Source organism: Flavimobilis marinus (assembly GCF_900113055.1).
GTDB classification, from domain to species: Bacteria; Actinomycetota; Actinomycetes; order Actinomycetales; family Cellulomonadaceae; genus Flavimobilis; species Flavimobilis marinus.
In genome coordinates this window covers 461,953-476,841 of sequence record NZ_FONZ01000001.1, presented here as the reverse complement: position 1 = coordinate 476,841, position 14,889 = coordinate 461,953, and the positions used below count along the sequence as shown (strand labels likewise).

Annotated in this window: 22 protein-coding genes; 1 reads left to right on the top strand and 21 read right to left on the bottom strand. The window is 69.1% G+C overall.

Translation table 11 applies throughout. The features are described 5' to 3' along the window. Window positions 1–22 precede the first annotated feature (22 nt). Window positions 23–778, top strand: a complete 756-nt coding sequence (locus BMZ30_RS02205; protein ID WP_093374647.1) for an ROK family protein — start codon at window positions 23–25, stop codon at window positions 776–778. Between the two features lie 108 nt (window positions 779–886). Here the strand turns inward: BMZ30_RS02205 and rplQ are convergent, their stop codons facing one another. The 21 genes from rplQ to rpsQ form a co-directional block, all read right to left on the bottom strand. Next, window positions 887–1,450: a 50S ribosomal protein L17 gene (gene rplQ / locus BMZ30_RS02200; RefSeq protein ID WP_093374645.1), complete on the bottom strand. Its 564-nt coding sequence runs from the start codon at window positions 1,448–1,450 to the stop codon at window positions 887–889. Window positions 1,451–1,497: 47 nt separating this feature from the next. After that, on the bottom strand, window positions 1,498–2,505 hold the full coding sequence (locus tag BMZ30_RS02195; protein WP_093374644.1) for a DNA-directed RNA polymerase subunit alpha: 1,008 nt from the start codon (window positions 2,503–2,505) through the stop codon (window positions 1,498–1,500). Window positions 2,506–2,667: 162 nt separating this feature from the next. Continuing rightward, a complete protein-coding gene (rpsK, locus tag BMZ30_RS02190; RefSeq protein ID WP_093374642.1) occupies window positions 2,668–3,069 on the bottom strand; it encodes a 30S ribosomal protein S11 in 402 nt (133 codons plus the stop codon). 72 nt (window positions 3,070–3,141) lie between these two features. After that, window positions 3,142–3,516, bottom strand: a complete 375-nt coding sequence (gene rpsM, locus BMZ30_RS02185; protein WP_093374640.1) for a 30S ribosomal protein S13 — start codon at window positions 3,514–3,516, stop codon at window positions 3,142–3,144. Between the two features lie 170 nt (window positions 3,517–3,686). Beyond that, window positions 3,687–3,800 (bottom strand): 50S ribosomal protein L36, encoded by a 114-nt coding sequence (gene rpmJ / locus BMZ30_RS02180; RefSeq protein WP_013117849.1) that lies wholly within the window; start codon window positions 3,798–3,800, stop codon window positions 3,687–3,689. 74 nt (window positions 3,801–3,874) lie between these two features. Continuing rightward, entirely contained in the window at window positions 3,875–4,096 is a 222-nt protein-coding gene (gene infA, locus BMZ30_RS02175) for a translation initiation factor IF-1 (RefSeq protein WP_019146749.1), read from the bottom strand. A 195-nt stretch (window positions 4,097–4,291) separates the two neighbouring features. Beyond that, window positions 4,292–6,802, bottom strand: coding sequence for a helix-turn-helix transcriptional regulator (locus BMZ30_RS02170; protein ID WP_177191250.1), 2,511 nt, complete (start codon window positions 6,800–6,802; stop codon window positions 4,292–4,294). 267 nt (window positions 6,803–7,069) lie between these two features. Beyond that, window positions 7,070–7,915 carry a type I methionyl aminopeptidase gene (gene map / locus BMZ30_RS02165; RefSeq protein ID WP_093374636.1) on the bottom strand — a complete coding sequence of 282 codons (846 nt, stop codon included), beginning with the start codon at window positions 7,913–7,915 and terminating at the stop codon, window positions 7,070–7,072. Between the two features lie 13 nt (window positions 7,916–7,928). Continuing rightward, window positions 7,929–8,507 carry an adenylate kinase gene (locus BMZ30_RS02160; protein WP_093374634.1) on the bottom strand — a complete coding sequence of 193 codons (579 nt, stop codon included), beginning with the start codon at window positions 8,505–8,507 and terminating at the stop codon, window positions 7,929–7,931. Continuing rightward, window positions 8,504–9,787: a preprotein translocase subunit SecY gene (secY, locus tag BMZ30_RS02155; RefSeq protein WP_093374632.1), complete on the bottom strand. Its 1,284-nt coding sequence runs from the start codon at window positions 9,785–9,787 to the stop codon at window positions 8,504–8,506. The genes BMZ30_RS02160 and secY overlap by 4 nt, the downstream gene beginning before the upstream one ends. 197 nt (window positions 9,788–9,984) lie before the next feature. Further along, entirely contained in the window at window positions 9,985–10,683 is a 699-nt protein-coding gene (gene rplO, locus BMZ30_RS02150) for a 50S ribosomal protein L15 (protein ID WP_093375653.1), read from the bottom strand. A gap of 2 nt (window positions 10,684–10,685) precedes the next feature. Next, window positions 10,686–10,868 (bottom strand): 50S ribosomal protein L30, encoded by a 183-nt coding sequence (gene rpmD / locus BMZ30_RS02145; protein ID WP_030151924.1) that lies wholly within the window; start codon window positions 10,866–10,868, stop codon window positions 10,686–10,688. Further along, window positions 10,868–11,533, bottom strand: coding sequence for a 30S ribosomal protein S5 (gene rpsE, locus BMZ30_RS02140; RefSeq protein ID WP_093374630.1), 666 nt, complete (start codon window positions 11,531–11,533; stop codon window positions 10,868–10,870). The genes rpmD and rpsE overlap by 1 nt, the downstream gene beginning before the upstream one ends. A gap of 40 nt (window positions 11,534–11,573) precedes the next feature. Continuing rightward, window positions 11,574–11,945: a 50S ribosomal protein L18 gene (rplR, locus tag BMZ30_RS02135; RefSeq protein WP_093374628.1), complete on the bottom strand. Its 372-nt coding sequence runs from the start codon at window positions 11,943–11,945 to the stop codon at window positions 11,574–11,576. Between the two features lie 2 nt (window positions 11,946–11,947). After that, a complete protein-coding gene (gene rplF, locus BMZ30_RS02130) occupies window positions 11,948–12,487 on the bottom strand; it encodes a 50S ribosomal protein L6 (RefSeq protein ID WP_093374626.1) in 540 nt (179 codons plus the stop codon). Window positions 12,488–12,510: 23 nt separating this feature from the next. Next, window positions 12,511–12,909, bottom strand: a complete 399-nt coding sequence (gene rpsH, locus BMZ30_RS02125; protein ID WP_093374624.1) for a 30S ribosomal protein S8 — start codon at window positions 12,907–12,909, stop codon at window positions 12,511–12,513. Window positions 12,910–12,978: 69 nt separating this feature from the next. Further along, the gene (locus tag BMZ30_RS02120; protein WP_021480434.1) at window positions 12,979–13,164 is read right to left on the bottom strand and encodes a type Z 30S ribosomal protein S14; all 186 of its coding nucleotides are present in this window, start codon (window positions 13,162–13,164) and stop codon (window positions 12,979–12,981) included. Window position 13,165: 1 nt separating this feature from the next. Next, complete coding sequence (gene rplE, locus BMZ30_RS02115; protein WP_093374622.1) at window positions 13,166–13,729, bottom strand: 50S ribosomal protein L5; 564 nt, start codon at window positions 13,727–13,729, stop codon at window positions 13,166–13,168. Beyond that, window positions 13,729–14,085, bottom strand: a complete 357-nt coding sequence (rplX, locus tag BMZ30_RS02110; protein ID WP_093374620.1) for a 50S ribosomal protein L24 — start codon at window positions 14,083–14,085, stop codon at window positions 13,729–13,731. The genes rplE and rplX overlap by 1 nt, the downstream gene beginning before the upstream one ends. 1 nt (window position 14,086) lies before the next feature. Further along, the gene (gene rplN / locus BMZ30_RS02105) at window positions 14,087–14,455 is read right to left on the bottom strand and encodes a 50S ribosomal protein L14 (RefSeq protein ID WP_093374618.1); all 369 of its coding nucleotides are present in this window, start codon (window positions 14,453–14,455) and stop codon (window positions 14,087–14,089) included. A gap of 127 nt (window positions 14,456–14,582) precedes the next feature. After that, entirely contained in the window at window positions 14,583–14,882 is a 300-nt protein-coding gene (rpsQ, locus tag BMZ30_RS02100; RefSeq protein WP_093374616.1) for a 30S ribosomal protein S17, read from the bottom strand. Between the last annotated feature and the right edge of the window lie 7 nt (window positions 14,883–14,889).

Below are 14,889 nucleotides of genomic sequence, written 5' to 3'. Positions count from 1 at the left end.
CATCGCGCACTACCGTGGCGGGATGGGCACCGACCTCACCTTGAGCGTGGACTGCGGCGGCACCGGCATCAAGGCCGGGGTGCTCGACGCCGCGGGTACCTCGCACGCGCCGCCGGTGCGCGTCCCCACGCCGTACCCGCTCCCACCCGAGCGGCTGATCGAGGCGATCACCGAGCTCGCCCGCGACCTCCCTGCGACCACGCGCGCGAGTGTCGGCCTGCCTGGGATGGTGCGCCACGGCGTCGTCGTGCGCACGCCCCACTACGTCACCCGGAGCGGCCCGCGCTCCCGCGTGGACCCCGCGCTCGCCCAGGCTTGGGCGGGCTTCGACCTGCGCGCAGCGCTGCAGCGGGCGCTCGACATGCCCGTGCTGGTCGTCAACGACGCGGAGCTTCATGGCGCCGGCGTGATCGCTGGCACCGGCCTGGAGCTGGTGCTGACGCTCGGGACCGGTCTCGGCTCCGCCCACTTCGACGGGGGACGGTTGGCGCCTCACCTCGAGCTGTCGCACGCCCCGGTGCGGCGCGGCACGACCTACGACCAGTACCTGGGCGAGCCTGAGCGCCGGCGGCTCGGCGACGGCTTGTGGTCCCGCCGGGTGCTGCGCGCCGTCGAAGGCCTCGCGCCCGTGTTCTGCTGGGACCGGCTCTACCTCGGCGGGGGAAACGCACGCCGCCTCACGGCTCCGGTCGTCGAGCGCCTCGGGCAGGAGGTGGTCGTCGTACCCAACTCCGCAGCCCTGGTCGGTGGCGCGCGCGCCTGGCATCTGCTGGCGTGAGCGCCGGCCCGGTGCCGGCCCGGCCGCGTGCCCGGCCATCGGCTCGCCGGGCGCGCAGAAGGCCCGCACACGCTGGGTGTGCGGGCCTTCGACAGGCGAGAGCGAAGCTCAGGCCTTGGTGTCCTCAGCGGTCTCCTCGGCCGACGGCGCCGACGGAGCGGACTTCGCGGACGGAGCGGAGTCGGCGGACGGGGCTGACTCAGCCGACGGGGCGGACTCAGCCGACTCGGCGGACTCGGCCGACTCGACCTTCGCCGGAGCCGACTTCTTGGCGGCCTTCTCAGCCTCGCGGACGACGGCCTGCTTGGGGCTGACCGGCTCCGTCACGAGCTCGATCACGGCCATGGGGGCGTTGTCGCCCTTGCGGTTCGCGACCTTGATGATCCGCGTGTAGCCACCGTTGCGCTCCGCCATGGTCGGCGCGATCTCCGTGAACAGGACGTGCACGACGCCCTTGTCGGTGATCGTGCGCAGGACCCGACGACGCGCGGCGAGGTCGCCACGCTTCGCGAAGGTGATCAGACGCTCGGCGAAGGGACGCAGGCGCTTGGCGCGGGTCTCCGTCGTCGTGATACGCCCGTGCTCGAACAGGCTGGCAGCCAGGTTGGCCAGGATCAGGCGCTCGTGCGCCGGGCTGCCGCCGAGCCGGGGACCCTTGGTGGGGGTAGGCATGTCTTGTTGCTCCTCAGAAGATGGGGTGGGGCTGGCGCCCCCGAGAGTCAGTTCTCGTAGTCGACGAAGTCGGCGTCGTCACCGTCGGTGTAGTCCACCGTGCTCGGGTCGAAGTCGAGCGGGGAGTCCTTGAGCGAGAGGCCCAGACCGACCAGCTTCTCCTTCACCTCGGTGATGGACTTCGAACCGAAGTTACGGATGTCCAGGAGGTCGGCCTCGCTGCGGCCGACGAGCTCGCCGACCGAGTGGATGCCCTCGCGCTTGAGGCAGTTGTACGACCGGATCGTCAGCTGCAGGTCCTCGATAGGGAGCGCGAGGTCGGCGGCGAGCGCAGCGTCGGTCGGCGACGGGCCGATCTCGATGCCCTCGGCCTCGACGTTGAGCTCGCGCGCCAGGCCGAACAGCTCGACGAGGGTCTTGCCGGCCGAGGCGAGAGCGTCGCGCGGCGTGATCGCCGGCTTCGCCTCGACGTCGACGATCAGCTTGTCGAAGTCGGTGCGCTGCTCGACACGCGTGGCCTCGACCTTGTACGTGACCTTCAGGACCGGCGAGTAGATCGAGTCGACGGGGATGCGGCCGATCTCGGCGTCGTACGACTTGTTCTGGTTGGCCGAGACGTAGCCACGACCGCGCTCGACGGTGAGCTCGATCTCGAGCTTGCCCTTCTCCGTCAGCGTCGCGATGTGGAGGTCCGCGTTGTGCACCTCGACGCCAGCCGGCGGCACGATGTCCGCGGCCGTCACGACACCCGAGCCCTGCTTGCGCAGGTACATCACGACGGGCTCGTCGTTCTCCGAGGAGACGACGAGGTTCTTGATGTTCAGGATGATCTCGGTGACGTCTTCCTTGACACCCGGCACGGTGGTGAACTCGTGCAGGACGCCGTCGATCCGGATCGACGTGACGGCTGCGCCCGGGATCGAGGACAGCAGGGTGCGGCGGAGCGAGTTGCCGAGCGTGTAGCCGAAGCCGGGCTCGAGCGGCTCGATGGTGAACCGCGAACGGTTCTCCGAGATGACCTCTTCGGTCAGGGTGGGGCGCTGTGCGATCAGCACTGGTGGTGTCCTTTCGGTGCGCGTCCGCCATATGACGCATCACAGTGAAAAGCGGGCCTGCGGATCTGGCATCTCCGCTCGGCGTCCGATGATGAAAGGGTCTGTCTCGTCCGGAGACGAGCAGGACCCGGCGGGCCATCGCTGGCCCGCCGGGTGTGCTGGTCAGACGCGGCGGCGCTTCGGGGGGCGGCAGCCGTTGTGAGCCTGAGGCGTCACGTCCTGGATCGAGCCGACCTCGAGGCCAGCGGCCTGGAGCGAGCGGATCGCGGTCTCACGGCCGGAGCCGGGACCCTTGACGAAGACGTCGACCTTCTTCATGCCGTGCTCCTGGGCGCGGCGGGCCGCGGCCTCGGCAGCGAGCTGCGCGGCGAACGGCGTCGACTTGCGCGAGCCCTTGAAGCCGACCTGGCCCGAGGAGGCCGAGGAGATCACGGCGCCGGTCGGGTCCGTGATCGACACGATGGTGTTGTTGAAGGTGCTCTTGATGTGAGCCTGGCCCACCGCAATGTTCTTCTTCTCTTTGCGGCGAGGCTTGCGCGCGGCGGCGCGAGTCTTGGGAGGCATAGCTGTGGTCTCTCCTGGTCTGAGGTGATCGGACCGTGCGAGCGGTCGGGGACCGGCACGGACTGCTGCTTGTTAGCGGGCCTTCTTCTTGCCGGCCACAGTGCGCTTGGGGCCCTTGCGGGTACGCGCGTTGGTCTTCGTGCGCTGACCGCGCACGGGGAGGCCGCGGCGGTGACGCAGGCCCTCATAAGCGCCGATCTCGACCTTCCGACGGATGTCGGCGGCCACCTCACGGCGGAGGTCACCCTCGATCTTGAAGTTGCCCTCGAGGAAGTCACGGAGCGCGACGAGCTCGGTCTCGCCGAGGTCCTTCACGCGGGTGTCGGGGTTGACGCCGGTGGCGGCGACAGCCTGCTTGGCGCGGGTACGACCGACGCCGAAGATGTAGGTGAGCGCGATCTCGACCCGCTTTTCGCGGGGGAGGTCGACGCCGACTAGACGTGCCATGTGTCTGGTGGCTCCTGTGATGCTTCGGAGGTCTTCCGCATCATCGTCTCGCGGTGTGCGAGCCCCGGCCTCCGAACCGGGGGTGTCCCTCGAGCCTCGGCTCGTGGGCGATGGTGCGCTGGGTGGCCCTGGCGGACCGGATCTGCTGACCTACATGCAGGCGTCGGGGCTCAGCCCTGGCGCTGCTTGTGACGCAGGTTCTCGCAGATGACCTGGACACGTCCGTGCCGGCGGATCACCTTGCACTTGTCGCAGATCTTCTTGACGCTCGGCTTGACCTTCATCGTGGTTCCTTCGCCGCCGTGCGGAACCCGTCCCGCGGCGCGGGACAGGTGACGACGGCAGTTGGTTGGGTCGGTTACTTGTAGCGGTAGACGATACGGCCGCGCGTCAGGTCGTACGGGCTGAGCTCGACGACCACCCGGTCCTCAGGGAGGATCCGGATGTAGTGCTGACGCATCTTCCCCGAGATGTGAGCGAGCACCTTGTGCCCGTTCGCCAGCTCGACTCGAAACATCGCGTTGGGCAGCGCTTCGACAACACTGCCCTCGATCTCGATGACGCCGTCCTTCTTCGCCATATCCTCCGCTAACTCCTGGTTGACTACCGTGCACCGCGCACCGGGGACGCCCACGACGTGCCGATCGGCCGGAGCCGCTGCGGAGCGCGATGGAGAAGAGTCCCTGGAGGCGAGAGTGGCATGCGCTGACACATACCAACGCACCACTGTACGCCATGCACGCTCCCCACGTAAACGCCAGTGCGGCGACCCCGGTCACATCGACAGGCGCGCCGAGACGACCTCGTCGATCAGGCCGAACTCGACCGCACGCTGCACGGTCTCCCGCGCGGAGTGGGTGCCGAGCTTGCGGTAGATGCTCCGCAGGTGCGTCTTGACCGTGTTCGTCGTCACGAAGAGCGCCGTGGCGACCCCGTTCACGGACCCCGTCCGCGCGAGCGCCGCGAGCACCTCCCGCTCGCGCTCGCTCAGTTCCGTCTGCGCCGACGGCGCGGGGAACATGTCGTGCTCGAGGTTGAGCCGCGCGATCCGCGCGATCGCGGGACCGAGCCCGGGTACGTCTCCCTCGAGGTCGAGCAGCACGGCACGCGGCACATAGAGCAGGCTCGCGTACATCTCCGCGGCGTCCACCTCGTGGATCATCATCTGCATGGCGCGCGCCGCCTCGGCGCGCCGGCCCCGGGCGTGCTCGGAGGCAGCCTGGACGGCCAGCAGCGAGATCCGCACGCGTGCGGTCGGCACGTCGCCGCGCAGCAGCCGCTGGCAGACCTCGATCGCGGCCGCGTGGTTGCCCGTCGCCCATGCCGAGCGCGCGCGAGCAACCTCGACCGACTGCAGCGTGGGCGACAGGCGCTCCACGACGGCGCGTGCGCGCAGGTGCTGCCCCAGCGAGAGCATGAGGTCCACTCGCGCGCACGCCACGAGCGTGCCGAGAAGCTGGCTGTCGGAGTCGTGCGCCAGGTGGCGCGCTGCCGCGTCGAGCTCGTCCAGCAGCCCGGCCACCCGACCCGTCACGAGCGCGACCTGCGTCTTCGCCAGGAGGCCGACCGCCCAGAGGCCACCGAGCGACCGGTCGAGCGGCAGGTCGAGTATCACGTTCGCCTGGAACGGCTCGAGCCGCGAGAGCCCCAGCACCTCACGGACGGCATCGGCGACCCCCACGAGCAGGGGCGGCACCACCTCGTGGTCTCGGGCAGCCGCGGACTCGTAGCGCTCGAACCAGGCGTGGGCGTCGCGCACGTCACCCACGAGGCACAGGACCATCGCCGCACCGAGGGCGGCCCGCCGCGACATCGCCGGCATCTGCGCGAGCTCGGCGACCTGGTGGGCGTCCCGGAAGGAACGCAGCGCGCCGGGGAGGTCGACCGCGAGGACACGGGACACCCCCCACTCGCACAGCACCCCGGGCAGCGCGCGGCGCACGGTCTCGGTGAACGCGTCGTAGCCGCGCGGGCGCCCCTGGATCTCGGAGACGTCCGTCCCCGCGGTGATGAGGCCGAGCATCGGGCCCAGGACCCCGCCGAGAGGATGCTCGTGGTGCCAGGGCCGCGCCGGCTCCTGCGCGGCGTCGAGCACGTAGTCGCGCGCAGCGACGAGGTACGCGCTCTGCGCGACGACGACGTCGGGCACCGCGGGCAGGACGCGCTCGAGCGTGTGCGCCTCGTGCGTCACGAGCGCGGTCCACCGTCGCTCGACGATCTCCAGCACCTCGGGCCACAGACCGGCGGTCACGAGCTGCGCGAGCGCGCCGCCGTGGTCTCCGACAGCCTCGTGGCGCCGCGCGGCGAGGAGGCAGAGCTCCTGGTAGCGGTCAGGGTCCTGCTCGCGCAGCCTCGTGGCCGCTTCGAGGCGCACCGCGGGCAGGTGCCGGTAGACCTGCTCGCCGCCCGAGTGCTCGATCTGCATGAGACCGGCGGCGAGCAGCGCGTCGAGGTACGCGGCGCAGTCGCGGTCGGGCATGAGCTCGTCCAGGAGCGCCTCGGTCAGCGACGGGAACACCGACGTGTCCAGGACGAACTCCTGCAGGCCGGCGATCTCGAACTCCTGCCAGGCGGTGCGCAGGAACCACGTGCCCGCGTCGAAGCGAATCGTGGCGCGGTCGCCCTCCTGGCGCTCCGCGGCCGAGCTGACGAGGATGACCCGCACGAGCGCGGGCCACCCCCCGGTGTGGGCACAGATCGCCTGTGCCTCGGTGGCCGTCAGCGCGAGGTCGTGCCGCGCGGCGAGGGCGACGACGTCGTCCGGCGTCAGGGCGAGGTCGGCCGGCCGCAGCACGAGGGAGTCGACGATCGCCGCACCGACCACCTCGAGGGAGGACACCTCCCGGGTGCACACCACGAGGTAGAAGTGCTCGCACGTGTGCAGGAGCTCCGTCAGGGCGCGGTCGACCTCGGAGCGCCCCGGGACCATCTGCGAGTAGCGGTCGAGCACCACGAACACGGGGCTCGTGCGACGAGAGAGCAGGTCCGCGACCGCCTCCCGCGCGCTCCCCCAGCCGCCGTCGCCCTCGGACGGCTCGAGCTCGTCGAGGCGCGAGGCGAGAGCGCCCCAGAAGACCTCGGCCGGGTCGTCGGCACCCCACCCGCCGACGTCGGCCCCGAGCCACACGACGTCCGCGGTGTCCGCGACCGTCGCACGCAGCCACTGCGCGGCGATCGAGGACTTACCGAACCCCGACGGCGCGCGCAGGATGGTCAGCGGCCGGGGCCGGGCCAACCGCTGCAGCAGCCGCGAATCGCCCAGGCGATCGCCAGCGGATCGCGGCATGCCGCGTGGATGTCGCGCACGGGCTCGGCCCGTCTGACGGCCGCCGTGCGGCGTCGGTGGTGTACTCATCTAGCAACGCTCCCCCGAGACGTTCGTATGTCCATCGGGTCGGCTCCGTGCCCCCGCTGAGCAGCCCGATGGTCTGTTCTTCACACTACGCTTCTGAGAAAGGGGTGAAAACCCCCATCTCCCCTTGTGGACGACGATGGGGTCGTCGCGCGAGCGTCGGAGCGCCCCGTTCAGCGTGCCGTGCCGGACCCGACTGCACTAGTCGACGGCGAGCGGCGCGACGCTGACGCCCCGCTCAGCGAGCCGATCGTGACCGCCGTCACGTGCCGTCAGCACCCAGAGCCCACCCTCGTGTATCGCGACCGTGTGCTCCCAGTGAGCCGCACGGGCGCCGTCGTCCGTGACGACCGTCCAGTCGTCCTCGCAGACCTGCGTGTAGGGCTCGCCGCGGGTGATCATGGGCTCGATGGCGACGCACATGCCCGGGCGCACCCGGGGGCCGCGGTCGCGGGGTCGGTAGTTCGGGACGTCCGGCGCCTGGTGCATGGCCGAGCCGATGCCGTGCCCCACGTACTCGCGGACGATCCCGTACGGGCGCTCGGCCTCGGGGTGCGTCCCGGACTCCGCGACGCTGGCCTCGATCGCTGCGCCGACCGCGTGGAGCCGCTCGGCGCTCTGGAGCGCCGCGATGCCGTCCCACATCGCCGACTCGGTGATCTCGCAGAGGGCGACGTCGGCGGGGTCGGCGTCGGGGAGCACCACCGTCATCGCAGCGTCCGCGTGCCAGCCGTCGACGATCGCACCGCAGTCCACCGACACGACGTCACCGGCCGCGACCGTCCGGGCCCCGGGGATGCCGTGCACGACCTCGTCGTTGACGCTCACGCAGATCGACGCGGGATATCCCTGGTAGCCGAGGAACGACGGCGCTGCGCCCGCGCGGGCGATCACCTCGGCCGCGATCCCGTCGAGCGCGACGGTCGAGATGCCGGGGACCATCGCGGCGCGGACCGCGTCGAGCGCGTCGGCGACGACGAGACCCGCCCGTCGCATGAGGAGCATCTCCTCGATCGACTTGAGCTCGATCCTGTCCCTGCGGAACATCGGTCTGCCCGGCTCAGCGCCGCAGCGTGGCGATGGCCGCGGTCAGGCGCTCGGTCACCGCGTCGACCTCACCGATGCCGTCCACCTGCACGAGCGCGCCGCGCTCGGCGTAGACGCCGCTCACCGGCGCGGTCTGGGCGGCGTAGACATCCAGGCGGTGCCGGATGACGTCCTCGGTGTCGTCCTCGCGCCCTTCGAGCGCAGCACGGCCGAGGAGCCGTTCGACGACGACCTCGGAGTCCGCCGTGATCTCGACGGCGCCGTCGAGCGAGAGACCGAGGTCGGCGAGGATCGTGTCGAGCTCGAGCACCTGCGCGACGTTCCGCGGGTAGCCGTCGAGCAGGAAGCCGTCGCGGACGTCGTCCTGCGCCAGCCGGTCCCGCACCATCGCGTTCGTCACCGAGTCGGGGACGAGCTCGCCCTTGGCGGTGTACTCCTGCACGAGCACACCGAGCTCGGTGCGGCCCTTGATGTTCGCGCGGAAGAGGTCACCGGTGGAGATCGCCGGCACCCCGAGCGCTTCGGAGAGCCGAGCGGCCTGGGTGCCCTTCCCTGCTCCGGGAGGACCGAGGAGGACGAGACGTGCGCTCACTTGAGGAATCCTTCGTAGTGCCGCTGCTGGAGCTGGGAGTCGATCTGCTTCACGGTCTCGAGGCCGACGCCCACGATGATGATGATCGACGTCCCGCCGAACGGGATGTTGGTCGAGATCCCGAGCACGACGAACAGCAGCGTCGGGATCAGCGCCACGAGGGCGAGGTAGATCGCACCCGCCGACGTGATGCGGGTGATCACGTAGTCGAGGTACTCGGCTGTCGGCCGGCCCGCGCGGATGCCGGGCACGAACCCGCCGTACTTCTTCATGTTGTCCGCGACCTCGTCCGGGTTGAACGTGATGGCGGTGTAGAAGAACGCGAAGAAGATGATCATCACGAGGAAGAACACGATGTACAGCGGTGCGCCCGGGTCGGCGAGGTTCCGCTGGACCCACTGCACCCAGCCGTCGGTGGCCTCGCCGAAGCCGGCGGCCATCGTCGGGATCGCGAGGATCGACGACGCGAAGATCACCGGGATCACGCCCGCGATGTTGATCTTGATCGGGATGTAGGTGCTCGTGCCGCCGTACATCTTCCGACCGACCATCCGCTTGGCGTACTGGACCGGGATCCGACGCTGCGACTGCTCGACGAACACGATCAGCCCGATCACGACCACGATCATCAGCATCACGATGATGAACTTCTGCAGCCCGTCGTTCGAGCCGAGGATCGACCCGAGGGCGGTCGGGAACGACGCCGCGATCGAGGTGAAGATCAGGAGCGACATGCCGTTGCCGACGCCGCGCTCGGTGATCATCTCGCCCAGCCACATGATCACGGAGGTACCCGCGGTCATCGTGAGGATGATGAGGAAGGCGGTCCACGGCGAGTCGTTCACGATCGGGTCGAGCCCGGGCAGGAGCTGTCCGGTGCGCGCGAGCGTCACGATCGTCGTCGCCTGCAGCAGGCCCAGGCCGATGGTCAGGTACCGGGTGTACTGGGTCAGTTTCGCGGTGCCGGACTGGCCCTCCTTGTGGAGGGCCTCGAAGCGCGGGATGACCACGCGCAGCAGCTGCACGATGATGCTCGCCGTGATGTACGGCATGATGCCGAGCGCGAAGATCGACAGCTGGAGCAGTGCTCCACCGCTGAAGAGGTTGATCAGCCCGAGGATGTCGTTGTCGGGAAGCGTGTAGTCCTGGATCGCCCGGTAGTCGACCCCGGGAGCCGGGATGAACGACCCGATCCGGAAGATGACCATGATGGCGATGGTGAAGAGCAACTTCTTCCGCAGGTCAGGTGTGCGGAATGCCCGTCCGAATGCGCCAAGCACCTGTTCCTCCTGCCCGCGCGGAGGCGGGTGTGTCGTCGTCGCGTCTGCGCGACCGTACGGCGAGCGATCAAGGCGATCGCCCTGCGCACTCTAGCGCGATTTTGTCTGGCTGCTGGCGTCCGGTCGTCGGGCGACCCAGCGGGTGGGTATACGCAGACGAGGCCGGGGCGTGATGCACCCGGCCTCGTCTGTGTGCGTCAGCTGTCGGAGACGGTCCCGCCAGCGGCCTGGATCTTGTCCTTGGCCGAGCCGGAGATCGCGTCGACGGTGACGTCGAGCTTGACGTTCAGCTCGCCGGTCCCGAGGACCTTGACGAGCTGGCCCTTGCGGACCGCGCCCTTGGTGACGAGGTCGTCGATCGTGACCGTGCCACCGTCGGGGTAGAGCGCCGAGAGCTTGTCCAGGTTGACGACCTGGTACTCGGTGCGGAACGGGTTCTTGAAGCCGCGAAGCTTCGGCAGACGCATGTGCAGCGGCATCTGGCCACCCTCGAACCCGGCCGAGACCTGGTTGCGAGCCTTGGTGCCCTTGGTACCGCGGCCTGCCGTCTTGCCCTTCGACGCCTCACCACGACCCACGCGGGTCTTGGCGGTCTTGGCGCCGGGAGCCGGACGCAGGTGGTGCACCTTGAGGATGCCGCCGGCACCCTCGGTCTGCTGCGCGGGCTTGCTCGACGGCGTGCGGGACGTGCCCGACGACGTCGTCGCCTTGGCGGCAGGCTTCGTAGCGGACGCCTCGGTCGCGGTCTCCTTGGCGGCGCTCTTCTTGGGAGCGGCCTTCTTCGGAGCCTTGGCCTCGGCGGCCGTGCTGGTCGCCTTGCTCGCGGCGGCCTTCTTGGCCGGCGCCTTCTTCGCGGGTGCGTCGACGGTCTCGTCGACGTTCTTCTTCTCAGCCATGATCACTCGACCTCCTCGACGGCGACGAGGTGCGCCACCGTTGCGACCATGCCGCGGATCTCGGGACGGTCCTCCTTCACGGCGGTGTCACCGATCCGCTTGAGGCCCAGGGTCCGCAGCGTGTCGCGCTGATTCTGCTTGCCGCCGATGGCGGACTTGGTCTGGGTCACCTTGAGACGAGCCATCACGCACCTACCTCAGCTGCCTGCGCCTTACCGGCGGCCTGTGCACGCAGCAGCGCCGCCGGGGCGACGTGCTCGAGCGGCAGGCCACGACGGGCGGCGACAGCCTCAGGCTGCTCCAGCCCGCGCAGCGCGGCCACGGTCGCGTGCACGATGTTGATCGCGTTGGAGGACCCAAGCGACTTCGAGAGGACGTCGTGGATGCCGGCGCACTCGAGGACCGCGCGGACCGGACCACCGGCGATGACACCGGTACCGGGAACCGCGGGACGCAGGAAGACCACGCCGGCTGCTGCCTCACCCTGGATGGGGTGCGGGACGGTGCCCTGGATGCGCGGAACCTTGAAGAAGTTCTTCTTGGCCTCCTCGACACCCTTGGCGATGGCCGCGGGAACTTCCTTGGCCTTGCCGTAGCCGACGCCCACCGTGCCGTCACCGTCGCCGACGACGACGAGCGCGGTGAAGCTGAAGCGCCGACCGCCCTTGACGACCTTCGACACACGGTTGATCGTGACGACGCGCTCCAGGAACGCGCTCTTCTCGGCTGCGTCCCGGCGGTTGTCGCGACGACCGTCGCGGCCGCCCTGACGTCCGCCCTGACGGTCGTTCTGCTCGTTCGTGGCGCCGCCCGTGGGGGCGCCGGTGCTGCTGCGCTGCCCTGCAGCCATCAGTTCGTCCTTTGCTTCCGTGCGGAGGTAGCTCGCATCGTCACAGGGTCAACCCGCCTTCGCGGGCCCCGTCGGCGACTGCTGCCACCCGGCCGTGGTACTTGTTGCCGCCGCGGTCGAACACGACGGTGTCGACGCCGGCAGCCTTGGCGCGCTCGGCGACGAGCTCGCCGACCTTGCGGGCCTTCGTGCTCTTGTCGCCGTCCATCGCGCGGAGGTCGGCCTCGAGGGTCGACGCCGAGACCAGCGTGCGGCCGACGGTGTCGTCCACGACCTGCGCCGTCATGTGCCGCGCGGAGCGGGTCACGACGAGGCGGGGACGCACGGCGGTGCCGGTGACCTTCTTGCGCAGACGCAGGTGACGGCGCTGGCGGGCAACTGCCTTGCCCTTGCCCAGAATCTTGACAGCCATGGTCACTTACCAGCCTTTCCGGCCTTGCGGCGGACGTTCTCGCCCGCGTAGCGCACGCCCTTGCCCTTGTACGGCTCGGGCTTGCGAATCTTGCGGATGTTCGCGGCGACCTCGCCGACCTGCTGCTTGTCGATGCCGCTCACCGAGAACTTGGTGGGCGACTCGACGGCGAACGAGATGCCGGCGGGCGGCGTGACGACCACGGGGTGGCTGAAGCCGAGCGCGAACTCCAGGTCGGAGCCCTTCGCGGCGACGCGGTAACCGGTGCCGACGATCTCGAGCTTCTTCTCGTAGCCCTCGGTCACACCGGTGACGATGTTCGCGAGGAGCGTGCGGGTGAGTCCGTGCAGCGCACGGGAGGCGCGCTCGTCGTCGGGGCGCGTGACCGCGAGGGCCCCGTCCTCGTCACGAGCGACCTGGATGGGGGCGGGCACCGTGTGCTCGAGGGAGCCCTTGGGCCCCTTGACGGTCACGAGTGCACCGCTGATGGTGACGTCCACGCCTGCGGGAACCGGGACGGGAAGCTTGCCAATACGCGACATTGTGTTCTCCTCTCCGTTTCCGATTACCAGACGTAGGCGAGGACTTCCCCACCCACGCCCTTCTTTGCAGCCGCCTGAGACGTCAGGAGGCCCGACGACGTGGACAGGATCGCCACGCCGAGTCCGCCCAGGACCTTGGGCAGGTTGGTGGACTTCGCGTACACGCGCAGTCCGGGCTTCGACACGCGCTTGATGCCAGCAAGGGCACGCTCGCGGTTCTGGCCGTACTTGAGCTCGATGGTGAGCGTCTGGCCCACCGTCGCGTCCTCGACAGACCAGCCGGTGATGTAGCCCTCGGCCTGCAGGATCTCAGCGATGTGCGACTTCAGCTTCGAGAACGGCATGGAGACCGTGTCGTGGTGCGCTGAGTTCGCGTTGCGCAGACGCGTAAGCATGTCTGCAATGGGGTCGGTCATGGTCATCTGGGCTTCAGCCCTTCCTCGCCGGGGTATCCGTCCGTCGCGGGGACGAACGGACCTGCGACGTAGTTGTTACCAGCTGCTCTTGGTGACGCCGGGAAGCTCACCACGGTGGGCCATCTCACGGACGCAGATGCGGCAGAGGCCGAACTTGCGGTAGACCGAGTGCGGGCGACCGCACTTCTGGCACCGGGTGTAGGCGCGCACCGCGAACTTGGGCTTGGCGGCCGCCTTGTTGATCAGGGCCTTCTTAGCCATGTCAGTTCTCCTTGAAGGGGAAGCCGAGGCGACGCAGCAGCGAACGGCCCTCGTCGTCGGTCTTCGCGGTCGTCACGACGGTGATGTCCATACCGCGCACCCGGTCGATCTTGTCCGGGTCGATCTCGTAGAACATCGACTGCTCGTTGAGACCGAAGGTGTAGTTGCCGTGACCGTCGAACTGCTTGGCCGAGAGGCCGCGGAAGTCACGGATGCGGGGCAGCGCGACCGACAGCAGACGGTCCGCGAACTCCCACATGCGGTCGCCGCGCAGCGTCACGTGAGCGCCGATCGGCATGCCCTCACGCAGCTTGAACTGCGCAATGGACTTGCGGGCCTTGGTGACCTGCGGCTTCTGGCCGGTGATCGCCGTGAGGTCGCGGATGGCGCCCTCGATCAGCTTCGAGTCCTTCGCGGCGTCGCCGACACCCATGTTGACCACGATCTTGGTCAGACGCGGGGCCTCGTTGACGTTCGCGTAGCCGAACTCCTCGAGCATGCCCGGGAGGATCTCGGCGGCGAAACGGCTCTTGAGCCGGGGCTGGGTAGCGGTCTCGGTGCTCATCAGATGTCCTTCTCGGGCTCGCCGTGGCCACGCGTCACGCGCACGCGCACGTTGCGGGTGCGGCCGTCACGCTCGACCTGCTCGACGCGGGCGCCGATGCGCTTGCCGCGCTTCGCGTCCTTGTCGTACAGCTGCACGTTGCTGATGTGGATCGGGGCCTCGACGACCTCGACCCCACCGGTGCGCGTGCCACGAGCCGACTGACCGGCCTTGGTGTGCTTGGTGACCCGGTTCAGGCCCTCGACGATGACGCGGTTCGAGTCCTTGAGGACCTCGAGCACGCGGCCCGTCTTGCCGCGCTCGTCGCGCGGACCCGAGATACGGATGACCAGGTCACCCTTCTTGATCTTCGCCATGTCAGATCACCTCCGGAGCCAGCGAGATGATCTTCATGAAGCGCTTGTCACGCAGCTCTCGGCCCACCGGGCCGAAGATGCGCGTGCCACGGGGCTCGCCGTCGTTCTTGAGGATCACGGCCGCGTTCTCGTCGAACTTGATGTAGGAACCGTCCGGGCGTCGCCGCTCCTTGACGGTACGGACGATGACAGCCTTGACGACGTCGCCCTTCTTGACGTTCCCGCCAGGGATCGCATCCTTGACGGTAGCGACGATGGTGTCGCCGATTCCGGCGTAGCGACGGCCCGAGCCACCGAGAACGCGGATGCACAAGATTTCCTTGGCGCCCGTGTTGTCGGCGACGCGAAGTCGCGACTCCTGCTGGATCATTTACTGAACTCCTGTCGTCGAGCCGGTTCTCGCACGCGCGAGCCTTGCCGAACGGATAGCTACGGAACTTCGGGGGGTTGCGGGCCCGTGGGCGAGGCCGACGGACCCGCTCCCCTACGAAGAGGTACTACTTGGCCTTCTCCACGATCTCCACCAGACGCCACCGCTTGGTAGCGGACAGCGGGCGGGTCTCCATGATGACGACCAGGTCGCCGATGCCGGCGCTGTTCTGCTCGTCATGGGCCTTGACCTTGCTGGTGCGGCGGATGACCTTGCCGTACAGCGGGTGCTTGACGCGGTCCTCGACCTCGACCACGACGGTCTTGTCCATCTTGTCACTGACGACGTATCCGCGACGAACCTTGCGGTTGTTACGCACGTCCCCAGCCTCTGCGGCAGCTGCCTGCGCGCTCACGTTCTCGCTCATTGGAAGC

What these genes read in the sequence shown, in the direction of transcription:
- BMZ30_RS02205 (WP_093374647.1), top strand. Translation starts at nt 23, where the DNA reads ATGGGCACCGACCTCACCTTGAGCGTGGACTGCGGCGGCACCGGCATC.
- rplQ (WP_093374645.1), bottom strand. Translation starts at nt 1,450, where the DNA reads ATGCCTACCCCCACCAAGGGTCCCCGGCTCGGCGGCAGCCCGGCGCAC.
- rpsK (WP_093374642.1), bottom strand. Translation starts at nt 3,069, where the DNA reads ATGCCTCCCAAGACTCGCGCCGCCGCGCGCAAGCCTCGCCGCAAAGAG.
- rpsM (WP_093374640.1), bottom strand. Translation starts at nt 3,516, where the DNA reads ATGGCACGTCTAGTCGGCGTCGACCTCCCCCGCGAAAAGCGGGTCGAG.
- rpmJ (WP_013117849.1), bottom strand. Translation starts at nt 3,800, where the DNA reads ATGAAGGTCAAGCCGAGCGTCAAGAAGATCTGCGACAAGTGCAAGGTG.
- infA (WP_019146749.1), bottom strand. Translation starts at nt 4,096, where the DNA reads ATGGCGAAGAAGGACGGCGTCATCGAGATCGAGGGCAGTGTTGTCGAA.
- BMZ30_RS02170 (WP_177191250.1), bottom strand. Translation starts at nt 6,802, where the DNA reads ATGCCGCGATCCGCTGGCGATCGCCTGGGCGATTCGCGGCTGCTGCAG.
- map (WP_093374636.1), bottom strand. Translation starts at nt 7,915, where the DNA reads ATGTTCCGCAGGGACAGGATCGAGCTCAAGTCGATCGAGGAGATGCTC.
- rplO (WP_093375653.1), bottom strand. Translation starts at nt 10,683, where the DNA reads ATGGCTGAGAAGAAGAACGTCGACGAGACCGTCGACGCACCCGCGAAG.
- rpmD (WP_030151924.1), bottom strand. Translation starts at nt 10,868, where the DNA reads ATGGCTCGTCTCAAGGTGACCCAGACCAAGTCCGCCATCGGCGGCAAG.
- rpsE (WP_093374630.1), bottom strand. Translation starts at nt 11,533, where the DNA reads ATGGCTGCAGGGCAGCGCAGCAGCACCGGCGCCCCCACGGGCGGCGCC.
- rplR (WP_093374628.1), bottom strand. Translation starts at nt 11,945, where the DNA reads ATGGCTGTCAAGATTCTGGGCAAGGGCAAGGCAGTTGCCCGCCAGCGC.
- rplF (WP_093374626.1), bottom strand. Translation starts at nt 12,487, where the DNA reads ATGTCGCGTATTGGCAAGCTTCCCGTCCCGGTTCCCGCAGGCGTGGAC.
- rpsH (WP_093374624.1), bottom strand. Translation starts at nt 12,909, where the DNA reads ATGACCATGACCGACCCCATTGCAGACATGCTTACGCGTCTGCGCAAC.
- BMZ30_RS02120 (WP_021480434.1), bottom strand. Translation starts at nt 13,164, where the DNA reads ATGGCTAAGAAGGCCCTGATCAACAAGGCGGCCGCCAAGCCCAAGTTC.
- rplE (WP_093374622.1), bottom strand. Translation starts at nt 13,729, where the DNA reads ATGAGCACCGAGACCGCTACCCAGCCCCGGCTCAAGAGCCGTTTCGCC.
- rplX (WP_093374620.1), bottom strand. Translation starts at nt 14,085, where the DNA reads ATGGCGAAGATCAAGAAGGGTGACCTGGTCATCCGTATCTCGGGTCCG.
- rplN (WP_093374618.1), bottom strand. Translation starts at nt 14,455, where the DNA reads ATGATCCAGCAGGAGTCGCGACTTCGCGTCGCCGACAACACGGGCGCC.
- rpsQ (WP_093374616.1), bottom strand. Translation starts at nt 14,882, where the DNA reads ATGAGCGAGAACGTGAGCGCGCAGGCAGCTGCCGCAGAGGCTGGGGAC.